The 15,367-nt window shown below is 73.5% G+C and carries 17 protein-coding genes; 11 read left to right on the forward strand and 6 right to left on the reverse strand.

Annotation, left to right across the window (positions count from 1 at the left end; translation table 11 throughout):
• Nucleotides 1-60 precede the first annotated feature (60 nt).
• Entirely contained in the window at nucleotides 61-543 is a 483-nt protein-coding gene (locus tag LG396_RS25685; RefSeq protein ID WP_018841948.1) for a hypothetical protein, read from the reverse strand.
• 204 nt (nucleotides 544-747) lie between these two features.
• Between LG396_RS25685 and hemL the strand changes: the two genes are divergently transcribed.
• The 9 genes from hemL (at nucleotide 748) to LG396_RS25730 (ending at nucleotide 8,922) form a co-directional block, all read left to right on the forward strand.
• Complete coding sequence (gene hemL / locus LG396_RS25690; protein ID WP_225796572.1) at nucleotides 748-2,106, forward strand: glutamate-1-semialdehyde 2,1-aminomutase; 1,359 nt, start codon at nucleotides 748-750, stop codon at nucleotides 2,104-2,106.
• 1 nt (nucleotide 2,107) lies between these two features.
• The gene (locus tag LG396_RS25695) at nucleotides 2,108-2,818 is read left to right on the forward strand and encodes a histidine phosphatase family protein (protein WP_051103126.1); all 711 of its coding nucleotides are present in this window, start codon (nucleotides 2,108-2,110) and stop codon (nucleotides 2,816-2,818) included.
• 118 nt (nucleotides 2,819-2,936) lie between these two features.
• Complete coding sequence (locus LG396_RS25700; RefSeq protein WP_037748805.1) at nucleotides 2,937-3,536, forward strand: TlpA family protein disulfide reductase; 600 nt, start codon at nucleotides 2,937-2,939, stop codon at nucleotides 3,534-3,536.
• Between the two features lie 9 nt (nucleotides 3,537-3,545).
• On the forward strand, nucleotides 3,546-4,301 hold the full coding sequence (locus tag LG396_RS25705) for a cytochrome c biogenesis CcdA family protein (protein ID WP_037748803.1): 756 nt from the start codon (nucleotides 3,546-3,548) through the stop codon (nucleotides 4,299-4,301).
• A gap of 4 nt (nucleotides 4,302-4,305) precedes the next feature.
• On the forward strand, nucleotides 4,306-6,189 hold the full coding sequence (gene resB, locus LG396_RS25710; protein ID WP_225796573.1) for a cytochrome c biogenesis protein ResB: 1,884 nt from the start codon (nucleotides 4,306-4,308) through the stop codon (nucleotides 6,187-6,189).
• On the forward strand, nucleotides 6,186-7,283 hold the full coding sequence (gene ccsB / locus LG396_RS25715) for a c-type cytochrome biogenesis protein CcsB (protein WP_100299407.1): 1,098 nt from the start codon (nucleotides 6,186-6,188) through the stop codon (nucleotides 7,281-7,283). The genes resB and ccsB overlap by 4 nt, the downstream gene beginning before the upstream one ends.
• 87 nt (nucleotides 7,284-7,370) lie before the next feature.
• A complete protein-coding gene (locus LG396_RS25720) occupies nucleotides 7,371-7,730 on the forward strand; it encodes a cupin domain-containing protein (RefSeq protein WP_100299408.1) in 360 nt (119 codons plus the stop codon).
• A 5-nt stretch (nucleotides 7,731-7,735) separates the two neighbouring features.
• A complete protein-coding gene (locus LG396_RS25725; protein ID WP_037748797.1) occupies nucleotides 7,736-8,029 on the forward strand; it encodes a hypothetical protein in 294 nt (97 codons plus the stop codon).
• Nucleotides 8,030-8,130: 101 nt separating this feature from the next.
• Nucleotides 8,131-8,922 carry a phytanoyl-CoA dioxygenase family protein gene (locus LG396_RS25730; RefSeq protein ID WP_225796574.1) on the forward strand — a complete coding sequence of 264 codons (792 nt, stop codon included), beginning with the start codon at nucleotides 8,131-8,133 and terminating at the stop codon, nucleotides 8,920-8,922.
• 107 nt (nucleotides 8,923-9,029) lie between these two features.
• On the opposite strand, the gene thrS is transcribed toward LG396_RS25730, so the two are convergent.
• Together thrS and LG396_RS25740 are read right to left on the reverse strand one after the other, a co-directional pair.
• Nucleotides 9,030-10,307 carry a threonine--tRNA ligase gene (gene thrS / locus LG396_RS25735; RefSeq protein ID WP_225796575.1) on the reverse strand — a complete coding sequence of 426 codons (1,278 nt, stop codon included), beginning with the start codon at nucleotides 10,305-10,307 and terminating at the stop codon, nucleotides 9,030-9,032.
• Between the two features lie 158 nt (nucleotides 10,308-10,465).
• Nucleotides 10,466-11,611, reverse strand: coding sequence for a helix-turn-helix domain-containing protein (locus LG396_RS25740; RefSeq protein WP_225796576.1), 1,146 nt, complete (start codon nucleotides 11,609-11,611; stop codon nucleotides 10,466-10,468).
• 97 nt (nucleotides 11,612-11,708) lie between these two features.
• On the opposite strand from LG396_RS25740, the gene LG396_RS25745 reads away from it, so the two are divergent.
• Nucleotides 11,709-12,110: a cupin domain-containing protein gene (locus LG396_RS25745; protein ID WP_225796577.1), complete on the forward strand. Its 402-nt coding sequence runs from the start codon at nucleotides 11,709-11,711 to the stop codon at nucleotides 12,108-12,110.
• Nucleotides 12,111-12,123: 13 nt separating this feature from the next.
• On the opposite strand, the gene LG396_RS25750 is transcribed toward LG396_RS25745, so the two are convergent.
• Complete coding sequence (locus tag LG396_RS25750) at nucleotides 12,124-12,738, reverse strand: TIGR03086 family metal-binding protein (protein ID WP_225796578.1); 615 nt, start codon at nucleotides 12,736-12,738, stop codon at nucleotides 12,124-12,126.
• A gap of 64 nt (nucleotides 12,739-12,802) precedes the next feature.
• Between LG396_RS25750 and LG396_RS25755 the strand changes: the two genes are divergently transcribed.
• Nucleotides 12,803-13,612, forward strand: a complete 810-nt coding sequence (locus tag LG396_RS25755; protein WP_225796579.1) for an AraC family transcriptional regulator — start codon at nucleotides 12,803-12,805, stop codon at nucleotides 13,610-13,612.
• Between the two features lie 48 nt (nucleotides 13,613-13,660).
• On the opposite strand, the gene LG396_RS25760 is transcribed toward LG396_RS25755, so the two are convergent.
• Both LG396_RS25760 and LG396_RS25765 read right to left on the reverse strand, forming a co-directional pair.
• Nucleotides 13,661-14,266, reverse strand: coding sequence for a TIGR03086 family metal-binding protein (locus tag LG396_RS25760; protein WP_225796580.1), 606 nt, complete (start codon nucleotides 14,264-14,266; stop codon nucleotides 13,661-13,663).
• Nucleotides 14,263-15,273 (reverse strand): sigma-70 family RNA polymerase sigma factor, encoded by a 1,011-nt coding sequence (locus tag LG396_RS25765; protein WP_225796581.1) that lies wholly within the window; start codon nucleotides 15,271-15,273, stop codon nucleotides 14,263-14,265. Before LG396_RS25765 ends, LG396_RS25760 begins: the two co-directional genes overlap by 4 nt.
• Nucleotides 15,274-15,367: the final 94 nt, after the last annotated feature.

The raw sequence follows: 15,367 nt of genomic DNA on the forward strand, positions 1-15,367 counted from the left end.
GCGTGTGCCCTCGGTGTGCCCCGGCGGACTGATCAGCGCCTGAGTCCGTGGAAGCGCAGGTCAGGGCCAGACCAGGCAGTACGGCTGGTGGCCGGCCTCGTGGAGGCGGTCGGCGAACTCCTGCCATTCGTGGAGCATCCGGTAGACGTCGAAGGCGTCGCGGGGGCCGCCGCGGTCGGGGACCGTGGACCAGATGAAGGCGGCGGCGCCGACTTCCTCCTCGCCGATGCCGCGGAGGGGGTCGACGACCGTCATGGGGAGGCGCACCACGGCGTAGTCGGGGTGGAGGACGACGAGTTCCAGGGGCGGGACCTTGTGGAGCGGTATGCCCTCGATGCCGGTGAGGACCATCGCGGACATCGTCTCGGGCTTCACCTTGGCGAAGAGGCCGCCCTGGCCGAGTTCGTCGCCGCCGAGTTCCTCCGGGCGCATGGAGATCGGCACGCGGGCCGCCGTCGCGCCGTCGGGCGCGCCGAAGTACTTGTATGTCACGCCGCCCGATCGGCCGTCGTTCTTGTTCACGCCCTCGCCGCCGTGGTTCACCCGGCGATGGCGTCCCGACCTGGCGCGCCGGGGCCCTCGGTCATCGGTCCCCTCGCCCAGTTCGCCACCGCGATGCATATCTCCACCCGACTGCTCTCAGATGTGCACTGCCCCCGCCGCGCAACCCGATCATCGTCTCAGCTACCTCCCCAGCAGCGGGCCCGCGAAACACCCCGACGCGGGTCGCCTTGCGACTCTGAGACCATGGCTTGCGTGACTTATCCGTACCAGGCTCCAGTCTCGCAGAAGCTCTTCGACCGTGCGGCCGCCGTGACGCCCGGCGGCGTGAACTCTCCGGTGCGTGCGTTCCGCGCCGTGGGCGGTACGCCCCGGTTCATGGTGTCGGGGAAGGGTCCGTACCTGACGGACGCCGACGGCCGCGAGTACGTCGACCTCGTCTGTTCGTGGGGGCCGATGATCCTCGGCCACGCGCACCCGGAAGTGACCGCCGCGGTGCAGGAGGCCGTGGCGCGCGGGACGTCGTTCGGCACTCCGGGGGCCGGTGAGGTGGCGCTCGCGGAGGAGATCGCCTCCCGGGTGACCCCCGCTGAGCAGGTACGACTCGTCTCCTCGGGCACCGAGGCGACGATGTCGGCGATCCGGCTGGCGCGCGGGTTCACCGGGCGGGCGAAGGTCGTGAAGTTCGCCGGCTGCTACCACGGGCACGTGGACGCGCTGCTCGCCGCGGCCGGCTCCGGGGTGGCCACCCTGGGGCTGCCGGACACGCCCGGGGTCACCGGCGCGCAGGCCGGGGAGACGCTCGTGCTGCCGTATAACGATTTGGCAGCCGTCCGCGCGGCGTTCGAAGAACACCCCGGCGACATCGCCTGCGTGATCACCGAGGCGTCCCCGGGGAACATGGGTGCGGTGCCGCCGCTGCCCGGCTTCAACCAGGGACTGAAGGACCTGTGCGCCGAGTACGGCGCGCTGTACGTGTCCGACGAGGTGATGACCGGCTTCCGTACCTCCAGGGCCGGCTGGTTCGGCGTCGACGGCGTGACGCCGGACCTGATGACGTTCGGCAAGGTCATGGGCGGCGGCTTCCCCGCCGCCGCGTTCGGCGGCCGGGCGGACGTCATGGAGCGGCTCGCGCCCGCCGGACCCGTGTACCAGGCGGGCACGCTCTCCGGTAACCCCGTCGCCACCGCCGCCGGGCTCGCGCAGCTCCGGCTCCTGGACGACGCGGCGTACGACACGCTGGACGCCGTCTCCCGGCAGCTCCGCGGGCTCGTCACGGAGGCGCTGGCGAAGGAGGGCGTGGCGCACCGGGTGCAGACGGCGAGCAACATGTTCTCCGTCTTCTTCACCGGCTCCGACTCCCCCGTCACGGACTACGAGGGCGCGAAGGCGCAGCGTACGGAGCAGTTCACGGCCTTCTTCCACGCCATGCTCGCCGAGGGCGTGTACCTCCCGCCGTCCGCCTTCGAGTGCTGGTTCGTCTCCACCGCCCTCGACGAGGGCGCGATGGAGCGGGTCGCCGCCGCGCTGCCCGTCGCCGCCCGCGCCGCGGCCGAAGCCGGGGGCGGGTCGGCGGGTGGAGAGCGGGACGTCCAAAATGGCTGACATGCGCGGTAAAGATGAAGAGAATCTCACCGTCGTGCACGTGGTACGCCACGGTGAGGTCCACAACCCCGACGGCGTCCTCTACGGGCGCAACCCCGGCTACCACCTCTCCGACCTGGGGCAGCGGATGGCCGAGCGCGTCGCCGAGCACCTCGCCACGCGCGACGTCCGCCACGTCGTCGCCTCCCCGCTGGAGCGCGCGCAGGAGACCGCCGCGCCCGTCGCGAAGGCGCACGGCCTGGAGATCGCCACCGACGCCCGGCTCATCGAGGCGGCCAACGTCTTCGAGGGCAAGGCCTTCGGCGTCGGCGACGGCGCGCTGCGCAAGCCGGCGAACTGGAAGTACTTCACCAACCCCTTCCGCCCCTCCTGGGGCGAGCCGTACATCGAGCAGGTGGTACGGATGATGGGCGCCCTGCAGTCGGCGCGGGAGGCCGCCCGCGGCCACGAGGCCGTCTGCGTCAGCCACCAGCTGCCCATCTGGATCCTGCGCAGCTTCGCCGAGGGGCGGCGGCTGTGGCACGACCCGCGGTCGCGGCAGTGCACGCTGGCGTCGCTGACGTCGTTCACGTTCGCCGGCGACGACATCGTCTCCGTCGGCTACAGCGAGCCGGCCCGCGACCTGGTGCCGCCGCACCTGCTCGCCGGGGCGCAGCGCAAGTTCGGCCGCGGAGCCATCCGCGGGCCGGCCGCCAACGCCCCCCGGGCGTAGCGCGCGCAGGGGGCGGGGCCCGGCCCGTACGCACCCCCTGAACAGCCCCTCCCGCCCGCCGCACGGCGCTAAAGGGGGGTGGAGAAGATCCCCCTCCGGCCCATGCGAAACTTTTCACATGATTTCTGCGAGGAGGCTCCACCGCCGGACACTCGCGGCCGCCGCCGCGGCCGTGGCCGGCGCCCTGGCGCTGACCGCGTGCGGCGAGGACGCGACGTCGTCCGGCGGCAACACCCAGTTCGTCAGCGGCACCGGCCAGCTCACCGTGGTCAAGGCGAGCGACCGCCTCGCCGCACCGGACATCTCCGGCGAGACCACCGACGGCGAGGAGCTCGCGCTCGCCGACTACCGCGGCAAGGTCGTCGTCCTCAACGTGTGGGGCTCGTGGTGCGCGCCCTGCCGCGCCGAGGCGCCGAACCTGCGCAAGGTCTCCGAGGACACCGCCGACCGCGGCGTGCAGTTCGTCGGCATCAACACCCGCGACCTCGACGTGGCCAACGCCCAGGCGTTCGACCGCGGGTTCAAGATCGAGTACCCGAGCCTGTACGACCCGTCGGGGAAGCTGATCCTGAAGTTCCCCGAGAACAGCCTCTCGCCACAGGCCATCCCCTCCACGCTCATCCTCGACCGGGAGGGCAGGATCGCCGTACGGGCCCTCAAGCCGCTCTCCGAGGAGGAGTTGCGCAAGGCGCTCGAACCGGTCATCGAGGAGAAGTGACGTAACGCCATGGAGCCGAACCAGACCGTGCTGACCGGGGCCCTGCTGCTGGCCCTGCCGGTCGCGGTGCTCGGCGGCCTGGTGTCCTTCTTCTCCCCGTGCGTGCTGCCGCTCGTCCCCGGCTACCTCAGCTACGTCACCGGGGTCAGCGGCACCGACCTGGAGAACGCCCGCCGCGGCCGGATGGCCGCCGGCGCCGCGCTCTTCGTCCTCGGCTTCACCGCGGTCTTCGTCTCGACGGGCGCGTTCTTCGGCAGCGTCGGCAACAACCTGCTGCTGCACCGGGAGACGATCTCCAAGGTGGTCGGCGCCCTGACGATACTGCTCGGGCTGACGTTCATGGGGATACTGGGCCGCACCCTCGGCGGGCTCACCCAGCGGGAGTTCCGGCTCCACAAGCGACCCGCGGTGGGGCTCGCCGGGGCGCCGATGCTCGGCATGGTCTTCGGCATCGGCTGGACGCCGTGCATCGGGCCGACGCTGATGTCGGTGCTCGCGCTGTCCACTCGGGAGGCCAGCGCCGGCCGCGGCGCACTGCTGACGGTGGCGTACTGCCTGGGCCTGGGGCTGCCGTTCATCGTCGCCGCCATCGCCTTCCGGCGTGCGCTCGGGGCGTTCGCCTGGGTCAAGAAGCACTATGTGTGGGTCATGCGAATCGGCGGCGGCATGCTCGTCGTGACCGGCATCCTGCTACTCACGGGCGCCTGGGACCGCATCATCAACGAGATGCAGGTCTGGACGTCGAACTACACGGTGGGGATCTGAGCCCATGACCACGACCGACGAGCGCGAGCTGACCGCCGCCGCGTCCCAGTTGTCCACGGCGCCGATCGAGGACTCGCCGCAGAGCCCGCTGCCGCAGGGCGGCTCGTTCGGGCGCGAGCTGGTGGCGTGGGCGCGCTGGTTCTGGCGGCAGCTCACGTCGATGCGCGTGGCGCTGATACTGCTGTTCCTGCTGTCGCTCGGGTCCATTCCGGGCTCGCTCATCCCGCAGAACTCGGTCGACGAGATCGCCGTGACCCAGTTCCGGGAGCGGCACGGGACGCTGGCGCCGATCTACGACAAGCTCCAGCTCTTCGACGTCTACAGCTCGGTGTGGTTCTCGGCGATCTACATCCTGCTGTTCGTCTCGCTCGCCGGCTGCATCATCCCGCGCTCCTGGCAGTTCGTCGGCCAGCTCCGCGCCCGCCCGCCGCGGGCCCCGCGCAACCTGACCCGGCTGCCCGCGTACACCACCTGGGAGACCGAGGCCGACGCGGCCGAGGTGCGCGAGGCCGCGGAGCGGATCTTCCGGCGCCGCCGGTTCCGCTACGCCGTGGCCCCCGTCGGCGACGAGGGCGCGATCTCCGCCGAGAAGGGCTACCTGCGCGAGGCCGGCAACCTGCTGTTCCACATCGCGCTCTTCGTCCTCCTCGTCGCCTTCGCGGCCGGGAACCTCTTCCGCGTCGAGGGCGGCAAGCTGATCGTCGAGGGCGACGGCTTCGCCAACACCCTCACGCAGTACGACGACTTCCAGGACTCCACGTTCGGCGCCGACCTCGAGTCGTTCGGCTTCACGCTGGACGACTTCACGGCGACGTTCGAGAAGGACGGGCCGCAGCGAGGCACGGCGCGCGAGTTCTACGCCGACGTCACCTGGTGGGAGGGCGCCGACGGCGAGCAGCACCAGGAGCGCGTCGAGGTCAACCACCCGCTGCAGATCGGCGACACCAAGATCTTCCTGATCGGCCACGGGTACGCGCCCGTCGTGACGGTCCGCGACGGCCAGGGCGACGTGGCGTTCACCGGCCCGGTCGCGTTCCTGCCGCAGGACGGGAACCACACCTCCACCGGCGCGATCAAGGTCCCGGACTACCGGGACGAGAACGGCGAGAAGACGCAGATCGCCTTCCAGGGCTTCTTCACCCCGACCTTCGGCGGCTACAGCAAGGAGGGCATGGTCTCGCAGTTCCCGGGGCCCGAGTACCCCGCGCTGTTCCTCAACGCCTACCGCGGCGACCTCGGCGTGGACTCCGGCGTGCCGCAGAACGTGTACCAGCTCGACACCGAGCGGCTGAAGCAGTTCAAGGACAAGAAGGGCGAGCCGCTGAAGAAGGCGCTGCGGCCCGGTGACACCTTCACCCTGCCGAACGGGGCGGGGTCGCTGGAGTTCGAGCGGCTGGAGCGCTGGGCCAGCTTCCAGGTCTCCCAGCAGCCCGGCAACTACTGGGCGCTGGGCGGGTCCATCCTCGCGATCGTCGGCCTCGCCGGGTCGCTGTTCATCCAGCGCCGGCGCGTGTGGGTGCGTACGGCGGCGGGAGCCGACGGCCGCACGGTCGTGGAGCTGGCGGGGCTGGGGCGCAGCGAGAGCGCCCGGCTGCCGGAGGAGCTGGCGGACCTGGCGGTGGCGCTGCAGACGGACGGGGCGCCGGCGGTGGCCGACGCCGCAGACACCGACACCGACACCGATGACACCGCCGGGGACAAGTCCGACGCGGCCGGGGGTGGGTCCGCGGCGGCCCGTACGAAGTCCGTAGAGTCCGAAACCGCGGAGCACGCAGAACCCGCGGAAGCCGCGGACACCGCGGAAGCCACGTCAGAAGAGTCCGAGTACGACGAACCCGACGAGCCCGAAGGGCCCGAAGCCAAGCCCGATGAAGGAGCGCGCGCGTGAACATCGCTGCCGCGACCAACCAGAACCTGGCGGACATCAGCAACGTCCTCATCTACTCGGCGATGGCCGTCTACGCCCTCGCCTTCTTCGCGCATGTCGGGGAGTGGGTCTTCGGCAGCCGTAGCCGGGTGGCCACGACCGCCGCCGCGCTCACGCCGCGGCAGGCGGCCGGCGCGGACGCGCCCGCCGTGACCGTCACGGTCAAGAAGCGGGGCGGCGGCACCGCCGTGCTGGAGCGGCCGAAGGTCGTCACCCGGACCTCCTCCGGCGCCGCGGACGTCCCCGACGGGCCGGGCGCCTCTGGCGGTGACGAGCAGGGCGACATGTACGGCCGCGTCGCCGTCTCCCTCACGGTGCTGGCCTTCGCGCTGCACGCGGCCGGGGTGCTGACCCGCGCCCTGTCGGTGCAGCGGGCGCCGTGGGGCAACATGTACGAGTTCTCCACGACCTTCTCCATGGTCGCGGTGGCCGCGTACCTCGGCTTCCTGGCGGCCCGCAAGAACATCCGCTGGATGGGCCTGCCGCTGGTCACGACGGTCCTGCTCGACCTGGGCCTCGCGGTGTCGGTGCTCTACACCGACAGCGACCAGCTGGTGCCCGCGCTGGACTCGTACTGGCTGTGGATCCACGTCTCGCTCGCCATCGCCTGCGGGGCGCTGTTCTACCTCGGCGCGGTCTCGACGATCCTCTACCTCTTCCGCGACCGCTACGAGGCGAAGCTCGCGGACGCGAAGGGCCCGCAGCCCGGTTCGTTCGCGCGCTCGGTGCTGAGCCGGCTGCCGGCGGCGTCGTCGCTGGACAAGTTCGCGTACCGAGTGAACGCGGCGGTCTTCCCGTTCTGGACCTTCACCATCGTGGCGGGCGCGATCTGGGCGGAGAGCGCCTGGGGCCGCTACTGGGGCTGGGACCCCAAGGAGGTCTGGTCGTTCATCACCTGGGTCGCCTACGCCTGTTACCTGCACGCCCGCGCCACGGCCGGGTGGAAGGGCCGCAAGGCCGCGTACCTGGCGATCGTCGCGTTCCTGTGCTTCCTCTTCAATTACTACGGCGTCAACATGTTCGTCGACGGCCTGCACTCCTACTCCGGCGTATAGGCGCGCCGCCCGCATACCTCCCTCCTTCTTTTGCCGCCCTCCCCGCGTGAAGCGCACACTGGAAGGGTGAAGGAGGGAGGTATCGCAATGCTGGAAGTAAAGACCATCGAGAAGCCGGACGAACGACGCGACTTCCCGCGCGGTCACCTCGAAGCGCTGCACATGACCGGCCTGGATTTCGCGATCGCCACTTTCGAGCCGGGCTGGCGCTGGTCGGAGTCGGTGAAACCCCTGGCGGGTACCGAGACCTGCATGGTGCACCACAACGGTTACGTCGTTCAGGGCCGCATGCACATCCTCATGGACAGCGGCCAGGAATCCGAGGTGCAGGCCGGCGACGCATTCGTCTGCCCGCCGGGGCACGACGCCTGGGTCGTGGGCGACGAACAGGTCATCCTCTACGACTTCGCCGGCGCCATGGCGACCGAATACGCGAAGGGAAGCTGAGGACGATGACGTTCGTGCAGCTCATCGAGTACGAGACGGACCGCGGCGAGGAAATGGACCGCGCCATGGACGACTGGATGCGCGCGACGGAGGGCAAGCGCACGATGTCGCGGGAAATCCACACGCAGGACCGGGGCGACAGCCGGCATTACGTGGACATCGTCGAATTCCCGTCGTACGAGCAGGCGATGGTCAACAACGACCTGCCGGAGACGAAGCGCACCGCGGAGCGCTTCCGCGAACTGTGCAGCAACGAGCCCAGGTTCGTGAACCTGGAGGTCGTCGGCGACCGCTCCTGACGCCCGCGGACGAGAAGAGCCGCTCCCGCGAACCGCGCCGGGACGGCGTGGTGGATGACGGCCCCTGGCCCCGGACGGCCCTCCGCGGTCATCCTGGGGCCATGGTCACCTCCAACGGCTACGTCCTCGACGAGTCCCCCCGCCGCCTCGGTGAACTGCGCCCGGTGCCGGATACCGAGCGCGCGGACCGCGACGCGCTGTGGGCGCGGCTGCGGCGGGACGGGTACCTGTGGCTGCGCGGGGCCCTCGACCCCGAAGGCGTACGGGAGTTCCGCCGCCACTACTTCGCGCACGTCGACCCCGAGCTGCCCCGCGGCGAGCAGCGCGCCGCGCTCTTCGGGCGGGTCGTGCCGGGGCCGGAGTACACGGAGTTCTGCGCGCAGCCGGCGGTGCGGGACTGGTACGCCTGGTTCCTCGGCGGCGACACCTTCCTGCACCGGCGCAAGATCCTGCGCCACACCCGGCCGGGCGAGGCCGGCATCGGTACGGCCACGCAGGCGCACTACGACCTCGTGTACCTCCGCGAGGGTACGGACCGGGTGCTCAGCTCGTGGATCCCGCTCGGCGACTGCCCCGTGGAGCTGGGCGGGCTGGTGTATCTGGAGGCCAGCCACGTGCGGGTGCTCGCGGAGGAGGCGGCCGGCACGCTGAAGCGCCCGGCCGCCTCGCTCACGGCCGACCTGCCGGCGCTGGCGGAGGAGTACGACGCGCGGTGGCTCCTCGCGGACTACGCGGCCGGCGACATGGTCGTCCACTCGGCGCACATGGTGCACGCCTCGCTGGACAACACCGCGGACACGTACCGGCTGTCGACCGACATCCGCTACCAGCGCGCCGACCAGGCCATCGACTGGCGCTGGCAGGAGCACTGGCACGACCTCGACGGGCTCTGAGACCAGCGCTGGCGCGGACTCCGGGAGCGGGCGACAGCGGGCCTCCGGCACGGACTCCGGGACCGGCTCCGAGGCCCGCTTCGGGCCTGCTCCGTTACGGCCTCCGGTCAGCCGGCCGCCCGCTCCGCCTCGTCCGGCGGCCACAGCTCCGGGCGCCGCGCCGCCACCGCCGCCGCCATCCGCGCCACCGCCTCCGCCGCCGGCAGCGGCGCGGGCCGCCGCCCGTCGCGCAGCCGCAGCGCCGCCGCCCCGCCGGCGGCCTCCCGCGGGCCGACCACCACCTGGTACGGGGCCAGCCGCCCGGCCCGTACCCGCGCGCCCAGGGTGCCCCGCTCCGGTCCCGCCAGCTCGGCCCGCAGCCCCGCCTCGACGCACCGCCGCAGCAGCGCCTCCGCCGGCGCCGCCTCCGCCTCGCCCACCGGCAGCACCACGGCCTGCACCGGCGCGAGCCACGGCGGGAACGCGCCCTGGTGCACCTCGATGAGCTGCGCCACCGCCCGCTCCGCGCTGCCGACGACCGAGCGGTGCACCATCACCGGGCGGTGCCGTGCGCCGTCCGCGCCCACGTACGCGAGGCCGAAGCGCGCCGGCTGGTGGAAGTCGACCTGCACGGTGGACAGGGTCGCCTCGCGGCCCGCGGCGTCCAGCACCTGTACGTCGATCTTCGGGCCGTAGAACGCCGCCTCGCCCTCCTCCGCGTCGTACGCGATCCCCGCGGCGGCGAGGGCCTGCTCCAGCAGCGCCCCGGCCCGCTGCCACAGCCCGGGGTCGCGCACGTACTTGGCGCCGGGGCCCGGCAGCGAGAGCCGGTAGCGGGCGGCGTCCAGGCCCATCGCCGCGTACGCCTCGCGGATCAGCCGCAGCGCGGCCAGCGCCTCGTCGGCGACCTGCTCCAGGGTGCAGAAGACGTGTGCGTCGTTGAGCTGGATGGCGCGTACGCGGGTGAGGCCGCCGAGGACGCCGGACAGCTCGGCGCGGTACATCCCGCCCAGCTCGGCGAGGCGCAGCGGCAGCTCGCGGTAGCTGCGCTCGCGGGAGCGGTAGATGAGGGCGTGGTGGGGGCAGAGGCTGGGGCGGAGCACGACTTCCTCACCGGCCGGATCGCCGGCCGGGCCGCCGTCCGGGCCGCCGCCGAGGCGCATGGGCGGGAACATGTCGTCGCGGTAGTGCTCCCAGTGGCCGGAGAGCTCGTACAGCTCGCGCTTGCCGAGCACGGGTGAGTAGACCCGCTGGTAGCCGGCGCGGCGCTCGATGTCGGAGACGTACTCCTCCAGCGCCTGCCGGACGGCGGCGCCGGCGGGCAGCCAGTAGGGCAGGCCGGCGCCGATGAGGGGGTCGGTGCCGAAGAGGCCGAGTTCACGGCCGAGGCGGCGGTGGTCTTTCACGGTGGGGCTCCTCGCGGGTCGGGTCGGGGGCCGCCCGCGGGGTCGTGCACGCCGAAGCCCCGGGGCGATCGCCCCGGGGCTTCGGCTGGGTCGTGGGTCAGCGCGCCGGGACGGTGTCCGGCGTCGTCGTCTGCACAGCGCGCTTCATGCGGAGGAGGCTAGCAGGGGCGGGGCGCGGATCCCGACCCGTTTTCGGGTACGGGCACGGGGCCGGGGTCCGGTGCGGGACCGGGGCCGGGGCCGAGGCCGGGGCCCCCGCCGGCGCCCGCGGCGCCCGCGGCGCCCGCCGGGCCGAAGCGGGCCCGGTACGCCGACGGGCTCAGCCCCGTGCGCCGCCGCACCTGCGTCCGCAGGTTCGCCGCCGTGCCCAGCCCGCTCGTCCGCGCCACCACCTCCAGCCGGTGCTCCCCGCGCTCGATCAGCCGGCACGCCAGCGCCACCCGCTCCCCCGTCAGCCACGCCAGCGGCGTCGTGCCCAGCTCGCGGACGAACCGCCGGTGCAGCGTGGCGGGGCTGACGGCGGCCTGCCCGGCCAGGTCGGCGACGGTCAGCGGCCGGTCGAGCCGCGCCGCCGCCCAGGCGAGCACCGGGGCGAGCGAGGCGTCCGGCACCGCGGGCACCGGGCGCTCGATGAACTGCCGCTGGCCGCCGTCGCGATGGGCGGCGAAGACGAGCCGCCGGCTGACGTGGTTGGCCACCTCGGCGCCGTGGTCGCGGCGGATCAGGTGCAGCCCGAGGTCCAGGGCGGCGGCGCTGCCGGCCGCGGTGAGCACGTCGCCGTCGTCGACGAAGAGCACGTCGCGCCGGACCCGTACGGCCGGGTGGCGGGCGGCGAAGCGGTCGGCCCAGCGCCAGTGGATCGCCGCCGGGCGGCCGTCGAGCACACCGGCGGCGGCCAGGGCGTACGCGCCGGTGCAGAAGCTGACGAGCCGGGCACCGCGGTCGGCGGCGCGGCGGATGGCGGCGACGACGGCGGCGGTGGGCGGGGTGTCGTCGGGGCGGTTGGGGACGATCACGGTGTCCGCGGCGTCGGCGGCGGCCAGGCCGGGGACGCCGGAGAGCGTGAAGAACCCGTCGTGCATGCGCACGCCTCCCCCGCCGGCTACGCCCTCATTGGCGGGGGTACCCCCATTGGCGGGGGCGCAGAGCGTGAAGTCGTACCACGCGATGTCCAGCTCGGGGCGGCGCAGCCCGAACAGCTCGGTGGCGATACCCATCTCGAAGGGGTTCGAGCCGGCGTCCACGAGCATGGCGATCCGGTGCGCCCTGCCCGCCGTATCCGGGTGCGAGGATCCTTGCGGCATGTGCGATTCGTAGCACTCCCGGCGCCCGCCTGTCACGCGCAGGATGGCGGGGGAGAGGCCGCCGCACCCCCGCGGCGCCGGAAGCGAGGAGCCCACCGTGAGCATCCACCCCGCCGAGCCCACCGCACTCCCCGTCGCGCTGGAGCGCATCGCGGAGCCGTGGAGCCCGCACGTCGTCGCGCGGGTCAACGACTACGACGTCAAGATCGCCCACGCCTCCGGCGAGCATGTGTGGCACGTGCACGAGCACACCGACGAGTTCTTCCTCGTCGTCGAGGGCGAGCTGCGCATCGGCCTGCGCGAGGAGGGCGGCGAGCGCACGGTCACGCTGCCGAAGGGGACGGTGTTCACCGTGCCGCGCGGCGTCGAGCACCGGCCGGTGGCCGCGCCCGGGACGGCGATCATGATGTTCGAGCCGGCCGGCACGGTGAACGTCGGCGACCGCCACGAGGCGGTGCCGGCGCACATCCCGTCGACGACCGGCTTCGAACTGGCGTAGCGGCGGCCCGGGGTCAGGCGGCCGGGCGCCGCGGGTCGCGTCCCGTCGCGGCCAGTGCGCGGTCGAAGTCCGGGACGTCCGGCGGTACGGGCACAGGGTCGGCGAAGCCGTCGTACTGCCGGTACATCTCGCCGTGGTCCTCCGCGACCCGCAGCACCAGCGCCGCGATCCCGGCCGACGCGCGGAACTCCTGCCCGGTCGCCCGCGCCACGTCCCAGCCGTGCACCGCCATCTCCTTGACGATCACCGCCGCCACCTCCGGCGCCGGCATCGCCAGGAAGCCCAGGTCGACGTCGCCCTCCCAGGCCGCGGGCGCCGCCCAGGCGGCGAGGGCGCGGTCGAGCTGCGCGGCGTACGCCTCCGCCCAGCCGGGCTCCGCGGCGAAGTCGCGCTTCGGCAGCTCTTCGGGGAGCGGGGTGCGGTGGGCGCGGTGCTCCAGGCCGTGGGAGGTGAAGCAGACCCAGTGGTTGACGAGGGCGCGTACGTCCCAGTCCGCGCAGGGCGTGGGCCCCGCCAGCTGCTCGGGACGTACGCCGCGGGCGACGCGCGCCGCCTCGGCGGCGCACTCCTCCATCAGCGCGTACACGTCGGCGTCGGTGGCTGTGTTCCGGCTGTTCTCGCTGCTCATAGGGGCGAACGTACGGCGGGCGGCGCGACCGGTCTTGAACAAACGCGACAGCTACGCTGCGCGTATGCCCGGCTCCGGATTCGACGACGCCCGCGGGGTCCTGCACCCCGGCGAGCACGCCCGGCTCGCCTCGCTGGACCGCCACGACCCCGGCGCCGCGGTGGCGCCGTTCGTCGACTGGTACTGGCATGTGTGCTGGCGGTTGCCGGGCGCGGCCACGTACGACACGAAGGTGCTCACGCACCCGAACGTGCACCTGGTCTTCGAGGAGCCGGAACCGCTGGTGTACGGGGTGCAGCGCGACCTGTTCGAGCGCCGGCTGGCGGGCGCCGGGCAGGTGCTCGGGGTGCGGTTCCGGCCGGGCGGCTTCCGGGCGCTGGCGGCGGGCCCCGTCGCGGAGCTGGCGGACCGGCGGGTGCCGGCGGCGGAGCTGTTCGGGCCGGGGGTGGCGGAGATGGGCCGGGCGGTGCTGCGGGCGGACGGCGCGGCGGCGATGTGCGCCCTCGCGGAGGAGTTCCTCCGGCCGCTGCTGCCCGTCGCGCCGGACCCGGCCGCCGAGGAGGCCGCGGCCGCGGTGGAGCGGATCGCGGCGGAGCCGGGGCTGCTGCGGGTGGACCAGGTCGCGGCGGGGGCGGGGATGTCCGTACGGCGGCTGCAGCGGCTGTTCGCGGAGTACGTCGGGGCGAGCCCGAAGTGGGTGCTGCGGCGGGCCCGGCTCCAGGAGGCGGCGGCGCGGGCCGATGCGGGGGCGGCGCTGGACCTCGCGGCGCTGGCGGCGGACCTGGGGTACGCGGACCAGGCCCATCTGACGCGGGACTTCACCGCGACGGTGGGCGCCCCGCCGTCGCGGTACGCGGAGGGCACGCAGGACTGAGGGCGGGCCCCCTGAGCCCGCCCTGTCCCGTCCGCCCTCGCGGCCCCCTCAGCCTTCTAAGCCCGCCCAGTCCGGCCTGCGGCCCAGGTACGCCACCAGCCGCTCCCCCGGCTCCGCGCCCTCCCGCACCCACTGCACCGCCGCGAACCGCAGCGGCCTGTCCTCGTCCGCCACGAACAGCGGTGCCAGCTGCAGCAGTTCCTCCGCCAGCGCCGCCGGCACCTGTTCGCGCTGCCCGCTGGCGCGGGCCAGGTCCCAGGAGTGCACCGCAACCTCCAGCGCGCCCGTGCACGTCACCACCGCCGCCGCCAGCGGCAGCTTGCCGACCGTCACCAGCTCCCGCCGCCGCACCGCCGCCCATGCGCCGAGCAGCCGGGTGGCCCGGTCCCGTACCGCTTTGACCGGGTCGGCGAGGCTGTACGCGGCCTGCGGCTTGAGGGCGACGTGGCCGGTGTCCGCGGCCTCGTTGAGCGCCGCGAGGGAGTCGCCGACGTGTGCGAGGAGCTGCCCGAGGTCCCACTGCGCGCACGGCGTGGGCCGCCGCAGGTCGCCGGGGCCGAGCCGGTGCAGCACGCCCAGGGCGTACGTCACCGACCGCTCCAGCAGCGCCACGCCGCCGAGCAGCGCCGTGGGCGCGCTCCCGTCGGGCCTCATCGGCGCCCCCCGTCGGTCAGGACCGCCGGCAGGCCGGCGACGGCGAACAGCGACGTGTCGAAGAAGCAGCCGACGTGCGAGACGGCGCCCCCGCCGGGCGCGAGGGTCAGCACGTGCAGCGCGAACGGCCGGTGGACGCCGGGGGCGTCGTCCGCGCCGCGGGTGTAAAGGGCGTAGCCCGGCTGCCCGTTGAGGCCCACGGGCAGCAGCCGGGCGTCCCCGGGCGCGTACGGGCACTGCACGGTGACGAGCGTCGCCACCTGCTCCGGCCCGCGGAACCACTCGGGGATCGGCGGCATCTCCCAGACCACGTCCTCTGTGAAGAGGCGCACGATCTCCGTCACGTCCTTGGTCACGAACGCCTCGACGTAGCGGTCCAGCAACTCGCGCCGTGCCGCGTCGGCCGGTTCTTCGACCGACTCCTCGCTCGGCGCGGCCTTCTCCAACTGCGCCCGGGCGCGCTGCAATGCGCTGTTGACGGACGCCGTCGACGTATCCAGCAGCTCGGCGACCTCCGCCGCCTTCCAGCGCAGCACGTCGCGCATCAGCAGCACCGCGCGCTGCCGGGGCGGCAGGTGCTGCAGGGCGGCGACGAAGGCGAGCCGCACGGACTCCCGCGACCCGACGACCGCCGCCGGGTCCGCCCCCTCCGTCTCGACCAGCGCGTCCGGCACCGGCTCCAGCCACGGCACCTCGGGCCGCTCGGTGAGCTGCCCGGCCGGGTCGTCGCCGGGGCCGCCGAGGCCGGTGGGCAGGGGGCGGCGCTGCCGCCGCTCCAGGGCGGTGAGGCAGGCCCGGGTGGCGATGGTGTGCAGCCAGGTGCGCAGCGAGGAGCGGCCCTCGAAGGTCCCGTACGAGCGCCAGGCGCGCAGATACGTCTCCTGCACCAGGTCCTCGGCGTCGTGCACGGAGCCGAGCATGCGGTAACAGTGCGCCAGCAGCTCGCGCCGGTAGGGGTCGGACAGCCGGAGGAAGTCCTCCCCGGCCTCCGTGTTCACCGTAGCCATCGCCGATCCGCCCTCTCTGGTCGCTTCCGCGGCACCCGCTACGAGTACTGACTGCGTGATGCACGAAAACTCATCGCCGGCCGCCGCGTTACGG

It is taken from the genome of Streptomyces aculeolatus, assembly GCF_020400605.1.
GTDB lineage: Bacteria > Actinomycetota > Actinomycetes > Streptomycetales > Streptomycetaceae > Streptomyces > Streptomyces aculeolatus.

Bases quoted from the DNA above. Each gene is read 5' to 3' on its own strand.
- resB (WP_225796573.1), top strand. From the start codon at position 4,306: ATGACCACGACCGACGAGCGCGAGCTGACCGCCGCCGCGTCCCAGTTG.
- LG396_RS25725 (WP_037748797.1), top strand. From the start codon at position 7,736: ATGACGTTCGTGCAGCTCATCGAGTACGAGACGGACCGCGGCGAGGAA.
- LG396_RS25740 (WP_225796576.1), bottom strand. From the start codon at position 11,611: ATGCCGCAAGGATCCTCGCACCCGGATACGGCGGGCAGGGCGCACCGG.
- LG396_RS25760 (WP_225796580.1), bottom strand. From the start codon at position 14,266: ATGAGGCCCGACGGGAGCGCGCCCACGGCGCTGCTCGGCGGCGTGGCG.
- LG396_RS25705 (WP_037748803.1), top strand. From the start codon at position 3,546: ATGGAGCCGAACCAGACCGTGCTGACCGGGGCCCTGCTGCTGGCCCTG.
- LG396_RS25720 (WP_100299408.1), top strand. From the start codon at position 7,371: ATGCTGGAAGTAAAGACCATCGAGAAGCCGGACGAACGACGCGACTTC.
- LG396_RS25730 (WP_225796574.1), top strand. From the start codon at position 8,131: ATGGTCACCTCCAACGGCTACGTCCTCGACGAGTCCCCCCGCCGCCTC.
- LG396_RS25750 (WP_225796578.1), bottom strand. From the start codon at position 12,738: ATGAGCAGCGAGAACAGCCGGAACACAGCCACCGACGCCGACGTGTAC.
- LG396_RS25765 (WP_225796581.1), bottom strand. From the start codon at position 15,273: ATGGCTACGGTGAACACGGAGGCCGGGGAGGACTTCCTCCGGCTGTCC.
- LG396_RS25755 (WP_225796579.1), top strand. From the start codon at position 12,803: ATGCCCGGCTCCGGATTCGACGACGCCCGCGGGGTCCTGCACCCCGGC.
- LG396_RS25700 (WP_037748805.1), top strand. From the start codon at position 2,937: ATGATTTCTGCGAGGAGGCTCCACCGCCGGACACTCGCGGCCGCCGCC.
- hemL (WP_225796572.1), top strand. From the start codon at position 748: ATGGCTTGCGTGACTTATCCGTACCAGGCTCCAGTCTCGCAGAAGCTC.
- LG396_RS25695 (WP_051103126.1), top strand. From the start codon at position 2,108: ATGCGCGGTAAAGATGAAGAGAATCTCACCGTCGTGCACGTGGTACGC.